Raw genomic sequence first — 21,325 nt, 5'->3', positions numbered from 1 at the left:
CTGCACAATAACTTGTTAAGTTGCAACGAGTTTCGTTTGAATTCAAAGAAGTTCCCACTTACTATTATCAAATCGTCTAACTTCGTTACAATTAGGCGAAATAGACAGAAGATAAAGCCACTCGTTTTCTACCAATTGTTTTACAACTGGGTGTGCTGTCATGATTCGCTCTAGTGCTTCGGTTGGTGCTTGTACAATTACGCTCAAATGTTGTGGGGTATGCATCCATTTGTCACCGTTGTGAACGGATTGCATTGGCAGACCAATTCGCAAATCTCCGCCATTGCCTTCAAACACTCCAATTCTGCCCCCCACGACATTATGCAACACCTTGTTACCACTGCCGTATTTGTGGGTATCGGTTACCGAAGCGTTATATTGCATATTGATCCAGTTAGTGACGAGCATAGGGGCGGTTAAAATAGCAGTTAACTGGCTAAAGTCTTGATCTTGCTCGGCGCTGTATTCGTGCAAAAAGACTCGACCTTGCAGGTCAATCCCCTGCGTAACTTGTCTCGGCGCAACCACAAATGCCGCATTGTTGGCAAGGCCCCATTCCGGCCTAACTTGAGACCAATCTTTAGTACGGGCTATAAATCGCTGCTCTAATTGCTGTTCGGATAACGCTTTACCAGTTATCGCAAGCGTATGGGCGCGCTCTACTCGAGCCAGATGCGCTGCTTGCTTTAACCAGCGGGTTATCTCTATATCTACATCACCATAGAGGATTATTGTTTCAGTGGTGGTATTATGTAGCGCTGCAACAAACCGTGTTTGCGATGGAATAGTGGTGCCCTGCGCAATTAATTCTGCGCGTACAGCTTGGTCATTAAGAAGTTGCGCGAGTACTTTAACATTTACTTCCCCCGACTGGCCGCCACATGCACCACATTGCAGCCCGGCTTCATGTAAATTATTGGTGGTATGCGCTCCGTGGCCAACCAATAGGACTGTATCAGCAAATTCAGTCAGTCCCATTCCTTTTAATATGCCAGCTGCGAGTTTAGCTTGCTCCAAAACAGTAACTTCTTGCTCGCCTTGTTTTAACTGCCACTTCCTTGAATCAATATGGCTATCGACGGGGTGCCGAGTTTTTTGCAATGAAAACACTTTGCTAAATAACTGATAAAAGTAACTCATCCCCATCGACTCCACCATCGAAAATGAAGCTGCCGCAGAATGAGACCAACTATGCCAACGGCCTGCTTGCTGGCGTTTTGTGGCAAGGTGCTGGGGTGCGGGCGTTTGTATTACGGTGATTGGTGCTTTTAATAATCCGGGTAACTGTGGCCGACTAAAACGGCAGTTAGTCGCATGATAATCAATCGGTAGGCCAAAAAATCCAGCATAGCCTATGGTTTGAATACCTGCGTTTTGAGTTTCTAACGCACGGCGGATCACCTCTGAGCGCACATCAATACAAAAAGCCGCTTGTAAGGTCGGTGTGGCTTGCTCACGAGCCCCCTCAGATTTTACCTGTTGAGTCTTTAGCTGCCCCACTAAAGTGGCTTGATAACTGAGCTCGAGTGCCCGCTGAAATACCAAGCGCGGCAACAATGCCTTTTTATGTTCAAGCACAATCTCAGCAAGTTGCAACTTTTGCTTGTTCCAATGGTATTGAATACGGGTAAAGGTCGTTGGGTGGCACTCACTCACATAACGCCAAATCACCAGCTCCCACGCCATTCGAATGGCCAATAGCGCACGCATATCGGAATCCGGATGCTGAGCAAGATCCGCTTGCCAGCGTTCATAAGCCGCCCAAGATGCCCAGCCATTAATATCCAACAGTAGCATGTGCGCATAATCACTCAGCTCATTAAAACCAATCCCTAAGGTGTCAACAGCGAGTGCAATTAAAGACTCAGGAGACGTTGGCAAAGCCTTAAAGTAATCCACTAAGCCCGATTCCCCCATGACGATGCTTATCCCCAAATCTCGTGATACGGTTTCATGCCAGTGACGATACAAACAGAGTCTCTCTTCACCTTGGGTTTGTTTGAGAATAGGCTGTACCTGCTGATAATGCGCGGCGCAAAATTGGCTGATTTGGTGACTGATCTCCTCTTGCCAAGGCATCTTATGCTCAGAGCGATAACGGTCAAGCAAGTCCGCTAATGTATGCCAATGTGGCAACTCGCCACAGTGACTTTTTTTGAGCCAATTAAGTAGCGCATTGGTGCTGCGATCCACCCCGTAATGTACCGCAGATTGCTGCAACGCTTGCTCTGAAATCGCCTCTTGCTGCCATTGTTCAAGATAAAATGCCACGGGCATCAGCATTCTAACCTGTGCCAACGCACTCATTTTATTGACCACAGCATCAAAAGGCAGATCGCGCATCCCCCAAAACGGATTCACTGCGATCAATTGATCGAGCGGCCAAGTTGGCGCAATACGTGTTTCAGCATTCAGTAGTTGTTGCTGTTGCGGCTTGGATAGCTGAGTCTGTTTGTTATCTTGTGTGTTTATCATTACTTCTGCTCCTCGTGCCCTGCAGCATAGCGATGAATGGCTAGGTGTTTCTGCTTTTTAATGCTTGGCAAATGGACGGGCCAAAGTAATATGGTTAATCGTGTCATCCACTCGTCTAAATACAGGCCGGCATACAACACCCGAGAGAGTTTTTGCACCGTTACCAAATGTGCGCGGTAATAGAGCAGATAATTTACTACGATGAGTAACACTACTAAGCTGAGCAACCAAATATCAGCACCATCGAGTGCTTGCGCTCTAAGATCATTTGGTAGCGCGACCACCAAGTGCAATAGCCATTTTTGCGCACTATAGGCTGCCAACAACACAACGGCTGCGGTGATGATTCTAAAATAGCTGCTAGGGGCTTGCGCCTCAAAACGCAGCGCTAACCACACCGTTAATGCCCCAACCATTAATCCCCAAATACTGATAGGACCTTGATATTCAATGACGACTGCAGCAGCTGTCGTGAGGCCAGTTGCCACGACAAGTGCAATAAGCCATTGCCACAAGGGCGGTTCAAGCTGGTCGCTCAAGCGACGAGTCAAATCTTCATGGATCCACTGGCTTGAGTTTAAAAATGCGTGGGCCTTGTAGGCTGAATGCGCTAATAAGTGCAGCAGCGCTAATTCATAAAGTCCCAAAGCACACTCCACTAGCATCAGTCCCATTTGTGCACAGGTTGACCAAGCCAAACGCACTTTTAAACTGATCCGCGTTGTCATGATAAGTGCGGCCAATAATGTCGTTATTCCTGCCACGATTAAGATCAGCCATTTCGCAGCTTCTACACGTAAAATCAAAGGGCCAAACATCATCACCAAAAAACCGCCCAAATTAATGATCCCTGCATGCAGCAGCGCACTCACCGGTGTGGGCGATTCAACCACTTGCATCAACCAGCCATGCACTGGCAGTTGCGCGCACTTTATCAGTGCCACAATTGCAAGTAAGCCAGCTGCAGATTGCTCTAGCACAGTCAGTGTCGTTGCGTGAGTTAAGTAATAGTCGGTGATGCCATTAAGCTGGAGCATGCCAGTGCTGAGGTAGATACAAATAAAAGCCCCAAGCAATGCACTTTCTGCCAAGCGCGCCAAAATAAACTTTTTGTGTGCGGCCAATGCCGCTCTCGGGCGGTTAGGATAAAACAGCAGTAGACGATGGAGACTCAAACTAATGCCGACCCAAGCCAACCAAAATAGGATTAGGTGATTACTAAGCACCACAATAGTCACGCTCAGTAATGTGGTAAGTAGATAGCGAAAATAGCGGCCCCGGTGTTTTTCACCATGTAAATAGTGAATGGAGTAACGCAGTAAAATAAAGCTCATAAAGCCAATTAATGACACCACGCTAAGCCGTAAAAAGTTTATTTCAAACAGGCCACTAGCAATATCACCTTGCGTTGCCCAACTCCCCCAGCCAAGAGCGATACAAATTGCCACACCGATGGCAAAACCGTTCGCGATACGAAATAACCCAGCGTTACTACGAGACGCTTTGCTCATGAAAGACGCAGCAATCAAAAAGTGTAATAGCAACAACACCACTAAGATATTAATCATCGCTTTCTATGGTTCTCACCTAAGTCTTGAATTAGGTCATTATTCCAACCTTTTTAATTTAATAAAAATAGATATAATTTAACTATTCGTTCTATTTTACTTATACATAGATGAGCCGACTTAATTATCACCACCTTTACTACTTTTGGCAGGTTGCCAAGCTCGGAAACCTGACTCAAGCCGCTAAAGAATTACATGTTTCGCAATCTGCGCTCTCTGCGCAAATCAAACAGTTGGAACATAATGTCGGAGTATCGCTATTTGAGCGTGTAGGCCGCAGCCTAATGCTTACCGATCAGGGTAAAAAGGTATTAAGCTATGCCGATGATATTTTTACCACAGGGCAAGAGCTCGAAGCCTTGCTAAGCAAAGGCGTACAGTCAACTACCCACGTAACTATTGGGGTGTTGACCACTCTGTCACGTAATTTTGTAGAAGCTTTTATTAGCCCTTTGATGCGACGCAGCGATGTACAATTTAAGTTAAAGTCAGGCAGTATTTCAGAGCTACTCAACGGCTTAACTAATTATGAGCTGGACTTAGTGCTTACCAACCGAACAATAAATCTAGATACGTCAGACCCCTATTGGCAGTGCCAACTAGTAGCCAAGCAACCGCTGGCGATCATTGGTCCGCCTGCGCTCAAGCCAAGCACGCCATTTCCACAAGGCTTTGAAAAAACACGCTGGATCTTGCCACCTGCCAACTCAGATTTACGCACCGCATTTAATGCACTGTGCGCTCAGTATCAGTATTTCCCCAACATTTTGGCAGAGGTCGACGATATGGCGATGATGCGACTACTGGCACGAGACAGTGGCGCGGTGGCTGTTTTACCAGCCGTAGTAGTAAAAGACGAAATAGCCCAAGGGGTGCTACAGCAGTATCAGGAACTGCCTAATATTTATGAGTATTTTTATGCGATTTCAACACAGAAAAAGGTTGTTCCTGAAGCGATTAAAATCCTGCTGCAAGAAGCGCGTGATAAGCCCGCACATTTTTAAGCGCGCTGATTTTTATTCACCTGAAAGTATTAGAAAATCACGATTTATTTCTGTTTTTTAACTTAACCCATATTAACGTAAGAAAATTGGCCTAAGCACTTGACCAATTGATGTTTATTTAGCAAGCTGAAACTATAGGATAAAAATTCGACGAGGCAGTTATCGTGTTCAAGCTTGCGCACAATGGCAATATCTTAATGGATGTGAAGTCTGCTTCACCGCCCAGTGCCGCGTTTGTGATTGAAGCCCTTGAAAAGTCACAATTTGCCGATTGCGAAATCGATCACGACTCGATTAATGCCTTTTTCCAAAGCGACTTCCCCGAGAGCCAAATTGTTGTTGCTAAACAACATGATGCTGAATTTGAAGTCACCTTAAGTGACGATAAAATGCAGGCCTTTGGGCAACTTAAAACGGCTCGTGGTGGTAAAGCGATATCATTAGAAGAAGCGAAAAAAGCCATTGTCAAAGCTGGCGTCAGTCGTGGCTATAAGCAAGCTTACCTAGAAAATATCCTGCGCAAACAATTTGAACTTCCACCAGGTGAAGAGGCATCTGGGCTAATCGCCCAAGGCCGACCCCCACAAGACGGCCAGTCAGCAAAATTACTGCCGCACGTACAAACTTTAAAAGAAAGGCTCAAGCAGCCTAGAATGCGTGAAGATGGCACCGTTGATATGCGTGACTTTGGTAAGCTTGCAAGCGTTGCACCGGGAGATTTACTGGTCACTCAAAAGCCCGCAACGCCAGGTAAAGAAGGCTTTACGGTTAGCGGTGAAAGTATTGAAGCAAAGCCCGGCGAATCGTTCCAGCTTATGGCGGGTGAAGGCACCGAGATCAACCCCAACAACCCACTAGAGCTTATCGCAACTATCGCAGGTTGCCCCTCAGATATCGCCAATGGTATGCGCGTGGATGATGTATTTACGATTGCCGATGTCACAGTAAAAAGTGGTCATGTCGACTTTAATGGCAGCGTCATAGTCACTCATAATATAGAACCTGGTATGCGCGTTACCGCACAAGGTGATATCACAGTGCTCGGCACGGTAGAATCTGGAGAACTTATCGCTGGTGGTCATATTGAAGTGCGAGGTGGCGTGATAGGCCATGTTGACCATCAAAATAATGAGCAAGGCTTAACTTGCAAACTTATCGCCAAAGGCAATGTTGAGATTGCCCATGGGCAATATACTTACCTTGAAGGCGATAACATTATTATCAATAAGCAAAGCAACCACTGCGATATTAAAGCGCAAAAGCTGATACAAGTTGGCGCAGGCGATCATCCAAATGGCAAGCTGATAGGCGGCTCAATTATCGATGCACAAATGGTGGTTGCAGGAGAGATTGGCAGTGAATCTGGCGCTAAGATGATGATTTATCTGGCACGCAAAGGCCTTAAAATCACCCAGGAAACCGACACCCTGTTCAAAGAAGTCGCCGCCACCAATGATGCCCTAGATCAACTACAGCAAGCGATTGAAAAAGCAGAGTTAGTAAAAGACGCAGCTAAAAAGCAGCAACTCAAAACTAAAATTGGCGCAACACAGATGCACTACTGCCAGCAAGCCGAGCACCTTGAGCAAAAGCTCAGCCAGCTTGATCACGACTTACACGAACTACTCGAGAACACAAAACTTGCAGCAAACAAAGCACTTCATTCAGGGGTTGAAATCCATATTTTTGACCGCGTGTATAAAACAACCCGCAGTTATCCCCCTTGCTCAGCAACGCTACAAGAAAACCAAGTTAAAATAGACTTTAAAACCGCAGGCTCCTAGCCTGCACTTTATTTAGCGCTGACATTTAGAGCAATACACTGTGCTGCGTTGCCCTAGGCGTATTTCTTTTAATGGCGTTTCGCAACTTACGCAAGGCTCACCTTTGCGACCATACACCAGTAATTCTTGAGTAAAATAACCCGGTTTACCATCACTTTGAGCAAAGTCTTTGAGTGTCGTTCCCCCTTGTTTGATAGCTGCACTTAAGGTTTCCTTGATGATCGGTGTCAGTAATTGGTAGCGTTTAAGTGAAATTTTACCAGCTTCTTTTTTGGGGTGGATCCCCGCTTTAAATAAAGATTCATTGGCATAAATATTACCCACACCAACCACCACATGATTATCCATAACAAATTGTTTAATCGGCTGCTTTTTGCCTCTGCTTTTTTCAAATAAGTACTCTGCAGTAAAAAGCTCGGTCAACGGCTCAGGACCCAGCTTTTCAAAAACGCTATGATCTTCGCCCGTACCTTGCCATAAAAAAGCGCCAAAGCGACGCGGGTCATTTAATCTGAGCGACTTACCTGAGGCCAGAATGATCTCCACATGATCATGCTTTTTTAGCGGCTCAGTATTATCAACAACACGTAAGTTTCCTGACATCCCCAAATGCAAAATCGCAGTGCCATGCTTGGATTCGATAAGCAAATATTTTGCCCGTCGCTTAACCGCAAGCACCTTCTCACCTTCAAGCAATTGTACTTCTTCTGGTACGGGCCATCTCAGCTTACCATTGTGTACTTTTACGCTTTGGATAATATGTTGCTCTAAATACGGTTGAATGCCTAAACGGCTCACTTCGACTTCTGGTAACTCAGGCATAATTCACTCTATTACTGTGTGGTTTGAGGTATTACAATTCTATCGGTAGAAATAATGCTTTGGCTTGCACGCTATCAAGCTCAAACCAACGCTGTTGTTGTTTATCAAATAATACAAAGCCATTATCGCTTCGATACAGCTGGTAGCTAAGCGGAAGCTCTTGAGTTGCCAGCCAAAACTGCGCAGCGCTCAGCGCTGGCTCCAACTGCTTTGGCGCCTCAACAACCAATAGCTGTAAACTTTGCCACTTGGCAACAAGCGCACGTAAGGCATCTTCATTAAAGCTCTGGTTTGAGCCTTGCGGTAACTCTATACGCCAGCTTGTACCAATGCGTTCAATTTTATAGCCAGGAAATGCCACGGTTAAGACAAAGCTTTGCTCTGGCAGCACAGCTTGTATCTTTGCTTTGTCGTCACTGGGATTCAATTTATAGTGGAGGCCGTTGAGAAAAAAGATCATCAGTAACATGGAAAAGATCACCACGTTATTCCACGCCTTACGGCTCATTTGAATCATACCCATCTCCTAAGCGTTTGAACGGTTAGTGTATAATACTAATTTGTATTTATACATGCTCAATTAGCCCTTGCTCGCCTAGGCTATTTCGCCTAATTCAATAATCTGTCACTAGCGCACGCTATCTACGCCAAATTGCGCATTTACACTATTTAAATGACAAGTTATTTTGCTAGAATGTGGGCAAAATTTTAAGGAGTTCCGTCAATGGCAATGTATGTAGTGGGTCATAAGATCCCTGATTCAGATTCAATCTGCGGTGCAATCGCACTTGCTTATTTAAAAAACCAAATTGGTGAAGAAGCAATCCCAACGCGTTTGGGTGAAGTCTCACCGGAGACTCAGTTTATTCTTGACCGTTTTGGTTTTGAAGCACCAGAGCTTAAGATGAGCTATGCTGGCGAAAATGTGTATATCGTTGACCACACTGAAAAAACGCAAGCACCAGACGACATCGATAAAGCAACTGTAGTTGGCGTAGTTGATCACCACAAACTAGGTGACCTTACAACCTCAACACCACTTGAGTGTTGGATCCGCCCTGTTGGCTGTAGTAACACGATTATTAAAATGATGTACGACTTCTACGATGTAGAAATCCCAGCAAACATTGCTGGCATCATGATGTGTGCAATCTTAAGCGACACAGTCATCTTCAAATCACCAACTTGTATCACTGCGGATATCAAATGTGTTGAAGCACTTGCAAAAATCGCAGGTGTTGATGATGCTAAAGAGCTTGGCATGGAAATGTTCAAGGTGAAATCAGCAGTTGAAGACACACCTATTCGTGACCTGGTCATGCGTGATTTCAAAGACTTTAACATGAATGGCAACCTTGTTGGTATTGGCCAGCTTGAAGTGGTTGATCTTGCCGTATTTGATAAGATCAAAGATGAACTACATGCCGATATCGCGAAATTAAAAGAAGAAGGTAATCGCCACAGTGTGATGCTACTACTTACTGATATCATGAAAGAAGGCTCACAAATGCTGATCGCTTCTGATGATGAAGCGATCATCGCAAAAGCATACAACGTAGAGCCTGAAGCAAGCAAAGTATGGTTAGACGGCGTACTGAGCCGTAAAAAGCAAGTTGTGCCACCATTGCAAGACGCATTCGCTGGTTAATACTGTCCGCCGAGGTGAACGCCTCGGCTGTTTTTATGCTGCACCTCACTCCGGGTATATTCGCTTCCTTTGTCAAAGACTTGAATGCCGCGTGCCATTCACATCACCTTATTCAAATCAACTTGCCCGTGAGCGACTGTATCGCACAAGTCGGTGACAAGACGCTATTTGGCCCGAGCGTAATTGCAGGCGGCGTAGAGCATAGCTTAAAAATGACCTCAGGATGGGTAATATTAGTCGAGCCAAAAAGCTTGTATGGTAAGCAACTACAGGGCAATAACTGCGCAGCAATCAAGATAAATACCGCACCAAATAGCAATGCCAAGCTTGCTGAGTTGATACACATAGTGGGACTTACCAAGCTAACGAAGACGGATTTAGATCCACGAATTGACCATGTATTGGCGCAATTAGATGCGTGCTTTAGCGCACAAACCTGCCTTAAACCCAGTCACTTCAGCGCCAATACGATTGCCGAGTCACTTTATCTCTCGCCAAGTCGCTTTTTACACCTGTTTACCGAGCAAGTGGGGATAGCATGGCGACCTTATGTGCTGTGGCGCAGGCTGATCTGCTCAGTTGTCGCCATACAACACGGCAACAACCTTACACAAGCAGCCATGCTCGCGGGGTTTGCAGATAGCGCTCATTTGAGCCGTACGTTTAAACGGCAGTTTGGCATTACACCGACTGAGACATTAAAAACACAAAACACTTTGGACTAAGTTAATTGGACTAAACTAAGCCGTCTGTTTACTACCTCGTTTATAAGCTTCACCAATCAACTTGACCATAGGTAGCGACGATATGATTAATACGACGAGAAAAATAATCGAATGAACAATCATCTCATCGACCGTATAGCCAATACGAAACTGAATAAATGCTTGGATCTGAATGTAAACATTGGCAGCAATAAATAGTGCTAATGACACGCTCCAAAACCACACATCTGTGATAGGACGCTTGCCATAAGCGACGCAAAAGGCACCAAATACATTTAAGAGATCTGCGACCAATAACACAATCCCAGTAAACATGCTTGATTCTATTGCTAAATGATCCGGCAGCGTAAATGCATCATAGATTGAGGCAATAAACGTCAGTAGTAAGAAATAAAATAAGACTTTCCATTTCATGCGATCGACTCTCCATAACCGTAAGATATGTTATCGCGGTCACTTGGTCGCTGCTTCCATGCTTTCTCAATACATACCTTATCAACAATCTTTGTTGTTTTTCTCATAGGCTCCTTCCCTAAATACAAAATTAAAAAAATCTAATTGTATACCCATTAACTAACTATGAACTTAGCCAGTTTATTCAAGCTTAGTTACCTAAATTGCATCACACAGCTACCAAAATAGGAGTATAACCATGAAGCAATTTTTAGTAACTACCCCTTTAGTTGATTATCAACATTCAGCGATCCAAAGTTTAATAGAAGCAAAAGGTTGGCAGCAACTTGATACCATCACGGCAGCGGAGCAAATCTATAACTTCGTCAAAGACGACATCGAATTTGGTTATAGTGAGACAGATACACTAACTGCAAGCCAAGTACTTAAGCAAGGCTATGGACAATGTAATACCAAAGGAACGTTACTGGTTGCACTGCTACGAGCTTGTGATATTCCCACCCGAGTTCATGGATTTGAGATAGCCAACGATCTTAAGCAAGGGTTAATTCCTACCCTACTGACATGGTTTGCCCCAAAAAGTATTATCCATAGTTGGGTTGAGGTTTATTTAGAGGAGCGCTGGGTAGAGCTTGAAGGTTACATAATAGATGACGGCTACCTTAAACAAGTTCAGCAACAGTTCTCAATGGCAAAAAACTTTACTGGATTTGGTATTTCTACTCCCTGTTTGCAGCAACCCGATAATCGTTTTTCGTTAAATGGTGCATATATTCAAAAGCAAAGTATCACACGCGATTTAGGGCTTTATACAAGTCCAGATGCGCTTTATCTGCAACACAAAAATCTAACTGGCATCAAGCAATGGCTCTATGCACACTGCTTTAGACATTGGATAAACCAAAGGGTAAGGCGCGTCAGAGCCGGACGCTTCAACTAACTTGAGCGTGCAATAGCAACTTGGCTGTGATTGTGGTTGGTGTATTCAACACCACCTTTACTGCGCGGGGATCACGCAGTTGCGGCCTGCAGCTTTGGCTTGATACACCGCGTGATCAACGGCTTTTAGCGAGTGACCAAAAGGCAAATTGGTATTGACTTCGGCAACCCCAAAGCTTGATGTAATGGAGATCTTCCCTGATGGCGTAGAGATAACCGATTGCTCTATTTCTTGTCGCAGGCGCTCGGCGATCACCATCGCTGAATTTACCGGCGTGTTAGGTAACAGCACAATAAACTCTTCACCCCCTAAGCGGCACATACAATCTTCTAACCTCAAGGTATTTACACAGATCTCAGCAAAGCTTTTTAACACTAAGTCACCGGTTTCATGACCATGGTTATCGTTGATTTTTTTAAAGTGATCTATGTCTAGCATCATCATACTAAATGGATGGTCAAAGCGTGCATGACGACTGATCTCACGTTTTGCGTTATCCATTAAAAAACGTCGATTACTCAATCCAGTGAGTGGATCTTTAAACGCCATGTCAGTGAGCTGAAGCTGTAACTGCCATAACTCTTTAACCAGTAATCGGCGACTACAGCAGTCCGCAATCATCTCCGCAAAAGCGATTTCATCTTTGTGCCACGTACGTACACCATTATTCCCCTCACAACACACCACTCCGTGAGGAATACCATTTTTAAAGATCACCGTATCTAACATGGTTACTATGTGGTTTGGGGTTAAATAGCATTCTTTAAATTCGGACGTTCTGGGATCGGCGGCAGCGTCGTTCGCATCTATCGATTGACCACTGTTGATTGCAGAAAAATAAGCGGGAAAGTTTTCATACGTTAAGGCTGGCAATTGCACTGGTAACTCGTCACCCTGCCAATCTGTGTTAGCAACATTGATAAGCTCAGAAGGTTTGTCGAGATCGTCAAACAACCAAACGGAAACCCGAGTGACGTCTAAGGTAAGCTTACCTTCATCTAGTAAATCAATCAGGAAGCTTTGAAATGTTCCCGATACATCAAGCTCCTGCGAACTGAGCCGCCTAAGCCTCTGAGTGACATTGCTAAAGTTCTTCAACATAATACGAAGATTTTATTCTTTTCTGCTAGCATAACGCGCCATAATTTTTAAGCATAGTCTTAAATACTAGAATTAACCTATGTTTAGGAATATTTTCACACGATTATGTAAGAAATAAGAATATAAGTAGAGCAATCCGTAAAGGAGGTAATGCTAAAAGGTAATAAGCCTGAGATTATTAAAGTGGCACGAGGCCACTTTATTCGTTGGATTATTTAATATATTTTGCGAGGTACTTTTTAAATACGGGATCTGACATTGCCAATTGTCGTTGCTCATCCATGATTTCTTTAAGCAAAGACTCCGATGTCAGAGGGTTTGCCAAAACCACTCGGAATACTACCGTAGGTTGGCGGTCATATTGCTCTGGTGTTAAGCGTGTTCGAGAAACAAAAGAGCGGCCCGCTTCACGCTGACGCTTTTGCATGCTTGCAGTAAAACGGTTGAGTGCGGCATAAATCTCTATCTTTTCTTGTTCATCCGCTTGTGCGATTGCCGCTTTTATTTGCTCAGGTACATAGCGATAAGTAAGCAAACATAGCTCAGGTTCAGAGATCAGCTCAAAATCAGGGGTTTGTTTAATTAGTTCAGCAAAATACCGTGCCTTTTCAATCCCTTTATCAATGAGCATCTCATAGCCTTGACGACCAATGACACGCAGACATGCGTGCACTAACATCGCCATACCAGGACGACTCCCCTCTAAAGTATGACTACCCAGATCTTTTGAGCCCTTCCGTAAAATGTATTCGGCATGATGTTCGATTGCATCAGATGCTGCAGGGTCTTTAAATAGCACCATACCCGCCCCCATAGGCACATACATTTGCTTGTGCGCATCTATGGTTATTGAATCTGCTCGCTCCACCCCTTTAAGAAGGTGGCGATTGTTATTCGATAGTAGTGTTGCTCCACCCCAAGCGGCGTCAACATGAAAGTGACAATTGAGCTCTTCGGCTAAATCAGCCATCTCTTCTAACGGGTCAATATTACCCGTTTCGGTCGTCCCAGCAACACCAACTAAAGCCAGTACTTTAATCCCTTGTGCTTCAAGCTCATGAGCTTTAGCTCGCATGACATCAACATCAACCTTATTGTTGCCAGCTGTTTTGATTGATATGAAGTTATCGCGGCCAATACCTAGCACATCTGCGGCCTTACCTAGTGAATAATGGCCTCTTTCAGAAACTAATACCGCTAATCCTCGGTAGCCATAATGAAGCATCGCGGCCACAATACCCGATGCACCAATGCCCTTAAATTCACCATCCGCTTTTAATAAGCGGTTTCTTGCTATCCAAAGCGCGGTTATATTGGCAATTGTGCCACCAGAACAAAAAGCACCAAGTGACGTTTTTGCGCTATGCATCCACTTATCGTAGAAAGCATCATCGCTGCCGTAAACCAAGTGATGCATCATTCCCAACACTTGACGTTCAAGTGGAGTAAAGGCTTTTGACGTTTCAATTTTGACTAGGTTCTGATTGAGTCCCACCATCAACTTCGACAGAGGCAACACAAAATGCGGTAAAGCTGATGTCATATGCCCAATAAAACTTGGGGCTGCGGTATGCACTGAGTGGGCAACTAATTGCTCCATGATATCTTGCGCATAGTCTGAGACAAACATCGGCACTTCGGGGATCACCGCCGACTGAAAGTCTTTTTCAACTTCGTGCAGTGGCTTTTCGATTGCCGCAATATTCTCATTTAAAAAGCCAGCCAAATTGCTCGAGATTTCTTGCTCGATTCTGCTTAAAGTTGAATCAGGCGCCTCAGGCACGGTAAATATACGCATTAAGCTTTCTTCAGACGCAACGGCGCAACGCTTTGGACCCATCAATACTACCTAAACATCAAACGGTGCAGTAGCCTATCTACCCATTGTAGAAATTGAGTAGATACAAATTGCACAAGAGATTGTGATACATGAAATGGCTAACTTTACTGTAAAGAAAGGGAATTGTCTTCTATTGTCTAGTTAAAATTCATGAAACATTGACAATTTTATGAAAACCCAACGAAAGTTCAGTGAAAAATCCCTCAGTATTCTGGCGTTTCTATTTTACATTCTCGTCAAAAATAAGGTATAAAATGGGGACATAAACCCAGCAAAACGGTATATTGCCGACTTGCCCGCAACAATGCATTTTATTGATCATTGGAGAAAAAGTTTTTTGCTTTATTTCTTCTCAAGACGTCAATTTATGTTGTATTGTTTATATTATGTAACAAAGCAGCCACCACGCTTACGCCAGTTAGGCATTTTATCGTTGTTAGATAACGATATTGTGGATAAAGGATTATCATGAATACTCGGAGTATCGCTCAACCACTCAAAGCTAAATCTAGGCAGCCTACAGCAAAAGCAACTCAGCTTTTAGGGCTCACAGGTTACACTTCACGACTCCCAGTTGCTTGGCTCGTTTTAGCCTCTTTTATCTTTTTAGCTGCCCTATCGATTTATGTTATCGCCAACTATTACGATACGCGCCGCGATATCATGGCGAGGATCGACGCCCAGTTAATCAATGCAGCCACCAGCGCCAACGTCATTGTAGGTAAAAAATATCACGAGTCACCAGAACACATAACCCCTGCCGAATTTAAGCAAAAAAGTCATGCCCTCACAGAGCTTGCCCGTGCTCTAAATGTTGAATACGTCTATACCATGGTGCTTAAGCCACCTTATGTGCACTTTACCGCGTCCAGTTACACCCGAGAAGATCTTAAACTCAACAGACTTACACGTTATCAAGATGTTTATTCCGAGGCTTCGATTACCCTAAAAAGCGCCTTTCACTCTACCGAACCTGTGTTTGAAATCGCCAAAGACAAATGGGGTCACTTTAAAAGTGTATTTATTCCTTTTGTACTACCCGATGGCACTACTTATATAGCAGGTGCTGACTTAACCATTCACGATTTAGAAAGTCGGTTACAAGAAAGTGTAATGGATGCCGCCATTGACGCTAGCTTCTTCTTTGTGATGTTTTTGGTTGTCGTGAGCTTGTACTTTATGTACTACAAGAAGACCTTAACAACAGATAGTCGCACCGGATTTGGCAACCGAATCGCCCTTGAGCAAGCACTTAAATATTCTAAATCGCAACACCTATGCTTAAGCGTGGTGTGGGTTAAAGAGCTTGAGGATATCATTAGCTTCTATGGCACGGAAGTCGGCGATAACGTGATGGCAAAAGTCATGAGTTACTTTAGCGAATTTACCCATCCGTTTGAGGTTTATCGCCTTACTACCTCTAAAATTGCACTAGTTACCAGTATCGAAAACGGTGAGCATTATTTGGCGAACTTAACCGAGTCATTCCCTTGTGCAAAACCCATATACGACGCGCCGCATTTATACGTTAATTTGTGTGCGGGTGTTGCTAAAGGCAATTGCTCGCTGTTACTTGAAAATGCCTTTCTCGCGCTACGTCAGGCTCAACAGCAAAATACCCAAGTGTGTTATTTTGATTCTCAGCTACAAATAAATCCTCAGCAACAATCAAAAAATCTCCATCTCACCCGGTTACTGCAAAGCGCGTGTGAATCAGACCGCATCATTCCTTTCTTTACGCCGCGTAAAGCTTGTCATGATCATGCTGACATTCAGTACCATTGCACGGCACGCGTCCTTAACGAGCGTGGCGCTATCATCGACGCCGAACATTTTTACCCAGTGATGAAGCAACCAAAACTCCGCGCCCAAATTAGCATGAAGCTACTTGAGTTATGCGTCACCCGTTTTCGTAAATCAAACCATGCTTGGAGCATGCAATTAAGCCACAGTGAAATCTCGGATGCGGAATATTTTGAATATATCAGCCAGATCCTACGCCGTTACCCGCAGCCGCAGCTCATCACATTTGAGTTTAATGAAACAGATGTGCTCAAAAACTTTAGCGATATGAGCTTAATGATGCAGTCGTTAAAAGCAAAAGGTGCAAATGTTGCGGTAACGGGTGTGAATAGCGGTTTTCTTACCATCAACCGGATCTTAAAACTCCCACTAGATGCCATTTGTTTAGAAGCCAGTATTTGTGAAAACTTGGATGAAGATGAGATGCTGCTGAGCTCTATTGAATATCTTGCAAGTCATTGTAATGCCAAGCGGATCGACTTGATTGTACCCTGTGTTGCCACCAGCAAACAGGCAAAACAATTGGAAGCAGCAGGCGTTGCAAGATTAGAAGGTAGCTGGATAGGAAAAGCAAGCGGCCATCTTTAAGCCGCTTTTATCAATTTGAAGTGCAAGTCTACAATGGGTTAAATTAAAGCGTTACGACTAACCGGGTACTTGATTGACCACTTGCCCAATACTTACGCTCAAAGGGTGTAATAGCCTCATTACTTTCGTAGGCTTCCACTTCAGCATCAACGCCGCTAAGCGCCAAAGCTCTGGCAAATTCTTGTACATAAATATCCCAATTACTGCGCAGCTCCAACTTACCACCTAACTTGACGATAAAGGGGAACACCGCGCTACCATGCCAGCGTCTTTGAATATGTTTAGCTTTCGGCCACGGATTAGGATACAGCAAATAATGGTGAGTTGGCTGCCAATCGGCTTCCAACGCTAATCGCCAAAAGTCATTGAGATCGGCTTGCACCAAAATATATTGGCCTTGTTCCGTTTGTTTATATTCAACATCGTGTTTATCTAGTCGATGCGCAGACTTGTCGATGCCAATTACCAAGGCATCAGGATGTCGCTTCGCCAAATTTGCAGTACTTTCACCAACACCACAACATGAGTCCAAAATAATCGGTCCATTAAAGGCCTGCACTCGTGCGTTAACCTCATCGAAAGCACTTTGTGTATGTGCCGCAATGGGTTTTTTAAACTCAGCGGTTAGATGCTTAGTAACGATTTCATCGAGCTTTTCGTGTAGCCCTTGTTGATTAGTGGTGATACTACGAGAGTTTGCTTCTGTCATAACCAGTCATTATTAAGGGGGAATGGTAAGGATTTTACCTGAAATAACGCAAGAACGCTGCAATTGATGGCAGCGCTCATTCTTTATTCTGCGGTTAGTGTCTTAGTCCAACACCGCGTTTAATTAAGTGCAGTGACAACCAAAATAAACCACATATAAATATACCTAATACCGTAAAGGCGACGCCAATATCAACGTCCGAAACACCTAAAAAGCCAAAACGGAAGGCATTTACCATATAAATGATTGGATTTACCTGCGACACACCTTGCCAAAACTCCGGCAGTAATGTGATTGAGTAAAATACACCACCAAGGTAAGTCAGAGGTGTCAGCACAAAAGTCGGAATAATACTAATATCGTCAAAACTGTTGGCAAACACCGCATTGATCAAACCGCCTAATGCAAATACGGCTGACGTTAAAATAACCGTGATGACGATAACCGCTAGGTTGTGAATTTGAATATCCACAAAAAACAGACTGACGATAGTAACAATAAGCCCGACCAGCATGCCTCGCGCCATACCACCGCCCATATAGCCAAGTACAATAATATAGTTAGGCACAGGTGCAACGAGTAGTTCTTCAATGCTCTTTTGAAACTTGGTGGAATAAAAACTCGAGGCAACATTAGAATAGGAGTTGGTGATCACCGACATCATGATTAAGCCAGGTACAATAAACTCCATGTAGCTAAAGCCCCCCATCTCACCAATGCGCGAGCCGATTAAACTGCCAAATATCACAAAATAAAGTGTCATGGTGATCGCTGGCGGTACTAAGGTTTGCACCCAAATACGTAAAAACCGAATACACTCTTTTATCCAAATACTTTTTAACGCGACGCCATATTTCAACACGATTATGCCCCTCTCCCCTGCTCCAATAAGCCAACAAACAACTCTTCTAAACGGTTAGCTTTGTTACGCATACTTAATACTTGATTACCTTGCTCTGTGAGCTGTGTGAACACCCCATTGAGCCCTTGCGACTTAGCTACTTCTACCTCAATAGTATGGTCATCAACGGTGGTAAATTGGTAACCATCGAGTGCCACAGGCTGCATGGGCGGCTTAAGATCAAGTACAAACGTTTCTTTGTCTAACTTTGCGAGTAATGCCTTGATGGTCGTGTGCTCAACAATCGTGCCTTTATCGATAATCGCAATATTACGGCACAACAGCTCTGCCTCTTCTAAGTAATGTGTTGTGAGTATGATCGTTACGCCTTGCTTATTAATTTCACGTAAAAAGTCCCACATAGAACGGCGTAGTTCAATGTCCACACCAGCGGTAGGTTCATCCAAAATAAGAAGCTTAGGCTCATGCATCAATGCTCTTGCAATCATCAAGCGACGCTTCATACCGCCGGATAACGTGCGAGCTTGCTTATCTTTTTTCTCAAATAATCCCAGCTGCTTGAGATACTTCTCGGCTCGCTGGTGCGCTACGTCTCTTGGCACACCATAATAGCCCGCCTGAGTCACTAGAATTTGGTTTAGCGTCTCGAATTGGCTAAAGTTGAACTCCTGTGGTACTAAACCTAAGTTCGACTTAGCGTCTTCCAAATGAGTATCAATACTATGACCAAAAACCTCGACGCTGCCTTGGGTCTTATTCACCAAAGAGGCAATAACCCCTATCGTGGTAGATTTACCCGCCCCATTTGGACCAAGCAATGCGAAGAAGTCCCCTTCTTGAACTTCGAGATCAATACCTTTAACGGCTTCGACGCCGTTACTATAAACTTTTTTTAACCCTTTGATGTTCAGTGCTATTGTCATACTTTATTATTCTCCATAACCCCAGCGCTTAGCTAAGGTATGCTCGATGTGTAGATGATCTAAAATACGGGCCACCATAAAGTCGACCAAATCGTCGATACTTTGTGGCTGATGATAAAAACCAGGCGCTGCAGGCATGATAGTCACCCCCAAGCGGCTAAGCTTGAGCATGTTTTCAAGATGAATTGGACTAAAGGGAGTCTCGCGCGGCACTAATATTAATTGGCCACGTTCTTTGATCACCACATCTGCTGCACGCTCAAGCAAATTATCAGATGCCCCAAGTGCAATGGCTGACACACTTCCCGCGCTACACGGACACACCACCATCTGCTTGGGTGCCGCCGAGCCAGATGCCACAGGGCTAAACCAGTTATCTTTACCAAATACCTGAATTTGCTTTTCTTTAGCACAGAAAAGCGCCTGTAGTTGCTCCGTTGCTTTTTGTTCGTTACCAGAGAGTTTTAGATTGGACTCAGTATCCAGCACCACTCTGGCTGCGCTCGAGATTAGCACGTAAACTTGATAGTTTAACGACACCAATACCTCGAGTAATCTCAGTCCGTAAGGGGCGCCCGACGCACCACTAAAGGCCAGCGTAATTGGCCCATTAAATGTTTGTTCTGACATAGTGATTACTTTTTCAATGCAGTTAAAAGTTTGTCGTGGATGCCACCAAAACCACCATTACTCATGATTAGCACATGTTGGTTTGGTGCTTGATTTGTCACAACCTGTGCGACAATCTCATCTACGCTTGCAAAACACTGACGACCCGCGGCTTCGGCTTGTGCTTTAAGAGACCAAGATAAGCCATCTGGTTCGAATAGATACACTTCATCTGCAACATCAAGTGATTGCAATAAGGTTTCTTGATGAATGCCCAGCTTCATCGTATTTGAGCGCGGCTCTAAAATAGCAATGATAGGTGCATCTCCAACTTTGGCTCTAAGCCCTGCTAGGGTCGTTGCTATTGCCGTGGGGTGATGCGCAAAGTCATCATAGACAGTAACGCCATTGACCTCCCCTTTGACTTCCATCCGGCGTTTGGGAGAAATAAATTGCCCTAGCGCTTCGATACTCACCTCGATTGGAATGCCCACATGTCTTGCCGCCGCAATCGCCATCATGGCATTTTTGACATTATGCACACCAATCGCTTGCCAATTTACTTCGCCTTTTTCTTCGCCTTCAAATAACACTGTAAAGCGAGAGCCATCAGCCTTGAGCAAGTTATACGACCATTCTTTACCAAGCGATTCCTGCTCGCTCCAAAAGCCGCGTTCAATAACGTTTTGTAGCGCAGTATCATTCGCTGGATATACGGCTTTACCTTGGCTGGGTAGCGTGCGAATTAAATGATGAAACTGGGTTTGAATGGCATTTAAATCTGGAAAAATATCAGCATGATCATATTCAAGATTATTAAGTATTAACGTGCGAGGTAAGTAATGGACAAACTTGCTGCGCTTATCGAAAAACGCCGTATCGTATTCGTCGGCTTCGATAACAAAGAATGGCGTATCTGAGGTGCGCGCCGACACACCAAAGTTTTGCACTATGCCACCAATCAAAAAGCCCGGACGCAATCCTGCGTATTCGAGTAACCACGCTAACATGCTTGCAGTGGTTGTTTTGCCATGCGTACCGGCCACAGCCAACACCCATGACTGGCGTAAAACATGGTCTTTTAACCATTCAGGGCCTGAGGTATAACGCATACCTTTTTCTAAAACATATTCAACGCACGGATTACCACGGCTCATGGCATTGCCGATGATCACCACATCAGGCTCAACATCGATGAGCTGCTTAGGGTCGTACCCTTGAGTTAGTTCAATACCGAGTGATTCAAGTTGTGTACTCATCGGCGGGTAAACATTGAGATCTGAACCAGTGACTTTGTGCCCCAATGATTGAGCGATGGCTGCGATCCCGCCCATAAAGGTACCGCAAATCCCTAAAATATGTACGTGCATGATGTTAGCGTTCTTTATTATTTCATTGCTGTTTAGATTAACATACTCAGCTTATTGGTGGCTGACTTTATTGTTGAATCTCATGCACCAGTATTATTCTTTATTTTAAAGTGGGTGGTGTGAGCACGTGCTCAAGGGTT

The 21,325-nt window shown here is 44.3% G+C and carries 18 protein-coding genes; 6 read left to right on the top strand and 12 right to left on the bottom strand.

Annotated features, from left to right (window positions below):
* Positions 1–42: 42 nt before the first annotated feature.
* Both PPIS_RS18190 and PPIS_RS18185 read right to left on the bottom strand, forming a co-directional pair.
* Complete coding sequence (locus tag PPIS_RS18190) at positions 43–2,475, bottom strand: YbcC family protein (protein WP_010368482.1); 2,433 nt, start codon at positions 2,473–2,475, stop codon at positions 43–45.
* On the bottom strand, positions 2,475–4,043 hold the full coding sequence (locus PPIS_RS18185; protein ID WP_010368483.1) for an NADH-quinone oxidoreductase subunit L: 1,569 nt from the start codon (positions 4,041–4,043) through the stop codon (positions 2,475–2,477). The genes PPIS_RS18190 and PPIS_RS18185 overlap by 1 nt, the downstream gene beginning before the upstream one ends.
* A gap of 110 nt (positions 4,044–4,153) precedes the next feature.
* Between PPIS_RS18185 and PPIS_RS18180 the strand changes: the two genes are divergently transcribed.
* Together PPIS_RS18180 and PPIS_RS18175 are read left to right on the top strand one after the other, a co-directional pair.
* Positions 4,154–5,047: a LysR family transcriptional regulator gene (locus PPIS_RS18180; protein WP_010368484.1), complete on the top strand. Its 894-nt coding sequence runs from the start codon at positions 4,154–4,156 to the stop codon at positions 5,045–5,047.
* Between the two features lie 164 nt (positions 5,048–5,211).
* Positions 5,212–6,831: a DUF342 domain-containing protein gene (locus PPIS_RS18175; protein WP_010368485.1), complete on the top strand. Its 1,620-nt coding sequence runs from the start codon at positions 5,212–5,214 to the stop codon at positions 6,829–6,831.
* Positions 6,832–6,843: 12 nt separating this feature from the next.
* On the opposite strand, the gene mutM is transcribed toward PPIS_RS18175, so the two are convergent.
* Together mutM and PPIS_RS18165 are read right to left on the bottom strand one after the other, a co-directional pair.
* Positions 6,844–7,653 carry a bifunctional DNA-formamidopyrimidine glycosylase/DNA-(apurinic or apyrimidinic site) lyase gene (gene mutM / locus PPIS_RS18170; protein ID WP_010368486.1) on the bottom strand — a complete coding sequence of 270 codons (810 nt, stop codon included), beginning with the start codon at positions 7,651–7,653 and terminating at the stop codon, positions 6,844–6,846.
* A gap of 31 nt (positions 7,654–7,684) precedes the next feature.
* On the bottom strand, positions 7,685–8,170 hold the full coding sequence (locus PPIS_RS18165; RefSeq protein ID WP_010368488.1) for a hypothetical protein: 486 nt from the start codon (positions 8,168–8,170) through the stop codon (positions 7,685–7,687).
* A gap of 207 nt (positions 8,171–8,377) precedes the next feature.
* Between PPIS_RS18165 and PPIS_RS18160 the strand changes: the two genes are divergently transcribed.
* Both PPIS_RS18160 and PPIS_RS18155 read left to right on the top strand, forming a co-directional pair.
* Positions 8,378–9,301, top strand: a complete 924-nt coding sequence (locus tag PPIS_RS18160; protein WP_010368489.1) for a manganese-dependent inorganic pyrophosphatase — start codon at positions 8,378–8,380, stop codon at positions 9,299–9,301.
* 35 nt (positions 9,302–9,336) lie between these two features.
* Positions 9,337–10,026: a helix-turn-helix transcriptional regulator gene (locus PPIS_RS18155; RefSeq protein ID WP_010368490.1), complete on the top strand. Its 690-nt coding sequence runs from the start codon at positions 9,337–9,339 to the stop codon at positions 10,024–10,026.
* 15 nt (positions 10,027–10,041) lie between these two features.
* Here PPIS_RS18155 and PPIS_RS18150 read toward each other — a convergent pair whose 3' ends face one another.
* Positions 10,042–10,440: a hypothetical protein gene (locus PPIS_RS18150; protein WP_010368491.1), complete on the bottom strand. Its 399-nt coding sequence runs from the start codon at positions 10,438–10,440 to the stop codon at positions 10,042–10,044.
* Between the two features lie 238 nt (positions 10,441–10,678).
* Between PPIS_RS18150 and PPIS_RS18145 the strand changes: the two genes are divergently transcribed.
* The gene (locus tag PPIS_RS18145; RefSeq protein ID WP_010368492.1) at positions 10,679–11,380 is read left to right on the top strand and encodes a transglutaminase-like domain-containing protein; all 702 of its coding nucleotides are present in this window, start codon (positions 10,679–10,681) and stop codon (positions 11,378–11,380) included.
* Positions 11,381–11,437: 57 nt separating this feature from the next.
* On the opposite strand, the gene PPIS_RS18140 is transcribed toward PPIS_RS18145, so the two are convergent.
* Both PPIS_RS18140 and panP read right to left on the bottom strand, forming a co-directional pair.
* Complete coding sequence (locus PPIS_RS18140; RefSeq protein WP_010368493.1) at positions 11,438–12,481, bottom strand: sensor domain-containing diguanylate cyclase; 1,044 nt, start codon at positions 12,479–12,481, stop codon at positions 11,438–11,440.
* A gap of 211 nt (positions 12,482–12,692) precedes the next feature.
* Positions 12,693–14,321 carry a pyridoxal-dependent aspartate 1-decarboxylase PanP gene (gene panP, locus PPIS_RS18135; RefSeq protein ID WP_010368494.1) on the bottom strand — a complete coding sequence of 543 codons (1,629 nt, stop codon included), beginning with the start codon at positions 14,319–14,321 and terminating at the stop codon, positions 12,693–12,695.
* 468 nt (positions 14,322–14,789) lie between these two features.
* On the opposite strand from panP, the gene PPIS_RS18130 reads away from it, so the two are divergent.
* Positions 14,790–16,712: an EAL domain-containing protein gene (locus PPIS_RS18130; protein ID WP_010368495.1), complete on the top strand. Its 1,923-nt coding sequence runs from the start codon at positions 14,790–14,792 to the stop codon at positions 16,710–16,712.
* 43 nt (positions 16,713–16,755) lie between these two features.
* Here PPIS_RS18130 and trmB read toward each other — a convergent pair whose 3' ends face one another.
* The 5 genes from trmB to mpl form a co-directional block, all read right to left on the bottom strand.
* Complete coding sequence (gene trmB / locus PPIS_RS18125; protein ID WP_010368497.1) at positions 16,756–17,421, bottom strand: tRNA (guanine(46)-N(7))-methyltransferase TrmB; 666 nt, start codon at positions 17,419–17,421, stop codon at positions 16,756–16,758.
* A gap of 94 nt (positions 17,422–17,515) precedes the next feature.
* On the bottom strand, positions 17,516–18,283 hold the full coding sequence (locus tag PPIS_RS18120; RefSeq protein WP_010368499.1) for an ABC transporter permease: 768 nt from the start codon (positions 18,281–18,283) through the stop codon (positions 17,516–17,518).
* A 2-nt stretch (positions 18,284–18,285) separates the two neighbouring features.
* On the bottom strand, positions 18,286–19,206 hold the full coding sequence (locus tag PPIS_RS18115; RefSeq protein ID WP_010368501.1) for an ABC transporter ATP-binding protein: 921 nt from the start codon (positions 19,204–19,206) through the stop codon (positions 18,286–18,288).
* Between the two features lie 6 nt (positions 19,207–19,212).
* A complete protein-coding gene (locus tag PPIS_RS18110; protein ID WP_010368503.1) occupies positions 19,213–19,836 on the bottom strand; it encodes a flavin prenyltransferase UbiX in 624 nt (207 codons plus the stop codon).
* A 5-nt stretch (positions 19,837–19,841) separates the two neighbouring features.
* Positions 19,842–21,185 (bottom strand): UDP-N-acetylmuramate:L-alanyl-gamma-D-glutamyl-meso-diaminopimelate ligase, encoded by a 1,344-nt coding sequence (gene mpl / locus PPIS_RS18105; protein ID WP_010368504.1) that lies wholly within the window; start codon positions 21,183–21,185, stop codon positions 19,842–19,844.
* Between the last annotated feature and the right edge of the window lie 140 nt (positions 21,186–21,325).

The organism is Pseudoalteromonas piscicida (assembly GCF_000238315.3).
GTDB classification, from domain to species: domain Bacteria; phylum Pseudomonadota; class Gammaproteobacteria; order Enterobacterales; family Alteromonadaceae; genus Pseudoalteromonas; species Pseudoalteromonas piscicida.
This window is presented reverse-complemented; position numbering and strand designations above follow the sequence as displayed.

Bases quoted from the DNA above. Each gene is read 5' to 3' on its own strand.
- PPIS_RS18190 (WP_010368482.1), bottom strand. From the start codon at position 2,475: ATGATAAACACACAAGATAACAAACAGACTCAGCTATCCAAGCCGCAA.
- PPIS_RS18185 (WP_010368483.1), bottom strand. From the start codon at position 4,043: ATGATTAATATCTTAGTGGTGTTGTTGCTATTACACTTTTTGATTGCT.
- PPIS_RS18180 (WP_010368484.1), top strand. From the start codon at position 4,154: ATGAGCCGACTTAATTATCACCACCTTTACTACTTTTGGCAGGTTGCC.
- mutM (WP_010368486.1), bottom strand. From the start codon at position 7,653: ATGCCTGAGTTACCAGAAGTCGAAGTGAGCCGTTTAGGCATTCAACCG.
- PPIS_RS18165 (WP_010368488.1), bottom strand. From the start codon at position 8,170: ATGATTCAAATGAGCCGTAAGGCGTGGAATAACGTGGTGATCTTTTCC.
- PPIS_RS18160 (WP_010368489.1), top strand. From the start codon at position 8,378: ATGGCAATGTATGTAGTGGGTCATAAGATCCCTGATTCAGATTCAATC.
- PPIS_RS18155 (WP_010368490.1), top strand. From the start codon at position 9,337: ATGCTGCACCTCACTCCGGGTATATTCGCTTCCTTTGTCAAAGACTTG.
- PPIS_RS18150 (WP_010368491.1), bottom strand. From the start codon at position 10,440: ATGAAATGGAAAGTCTTATTTTATTTCTTACTACTGACGTTTATTGCC.
- PPIS_RS18145 (WP_010368492.1), top strand. From the start codon at position 10,679: ATGAAGCAATTTTTAGTAACTACCCCTTTAGTTGATTATCAACATTCA.
- PPIS_RS18140 (WP_010368493.1), bottom strand. From the start codon at position 12,481: ATGTTGAAGAACTTTAGCAATGTCACTCAGAGGCTTAGGCGGCTCAGT.
- panP (WP_010368494.1), bottom strand. From the start codon at position 14,321: ATGGGTCCAAAGCGTTGCGCCGTTGCGTCTGAAGAAAGCTTAATGCGT.
- PPIS_RS18130 (WP_010368495.1), top strand. From the start codon at position 14,790: ATGAATACTCGGAGTATCGCTCAACCACTCAAAGCTAAATCTAGGCAG.
- trmB (WP_010368497.1), bottom strand. From the start codon at position 17,421: ATGACAGAAGCAAACTCTCGTAGTATCACCACTAATCAACAAGGGCTA.
- PPIS_RS18115 (WP_010368501.1), bottom strand. From the start codon at position 19,206: ATGACAATAGCACTGAACATCAAAGGGTTAAAAAAAGTTTATAGTAAC.
- PPIS_RS18110 (WP_010368503.1), bottom strand. From the start codon at position 19,836: ATGTCAGAACAAACATTTAATGGGCCAATTACGCTGGCCTTTAGTGGT.
- mpl (WP_010368504.1), bottom strand. From the start codon at position 21,185: ATGCACGTACATATTTTAGGGATTTGCGGTACCTTTATGGGCGGGATC.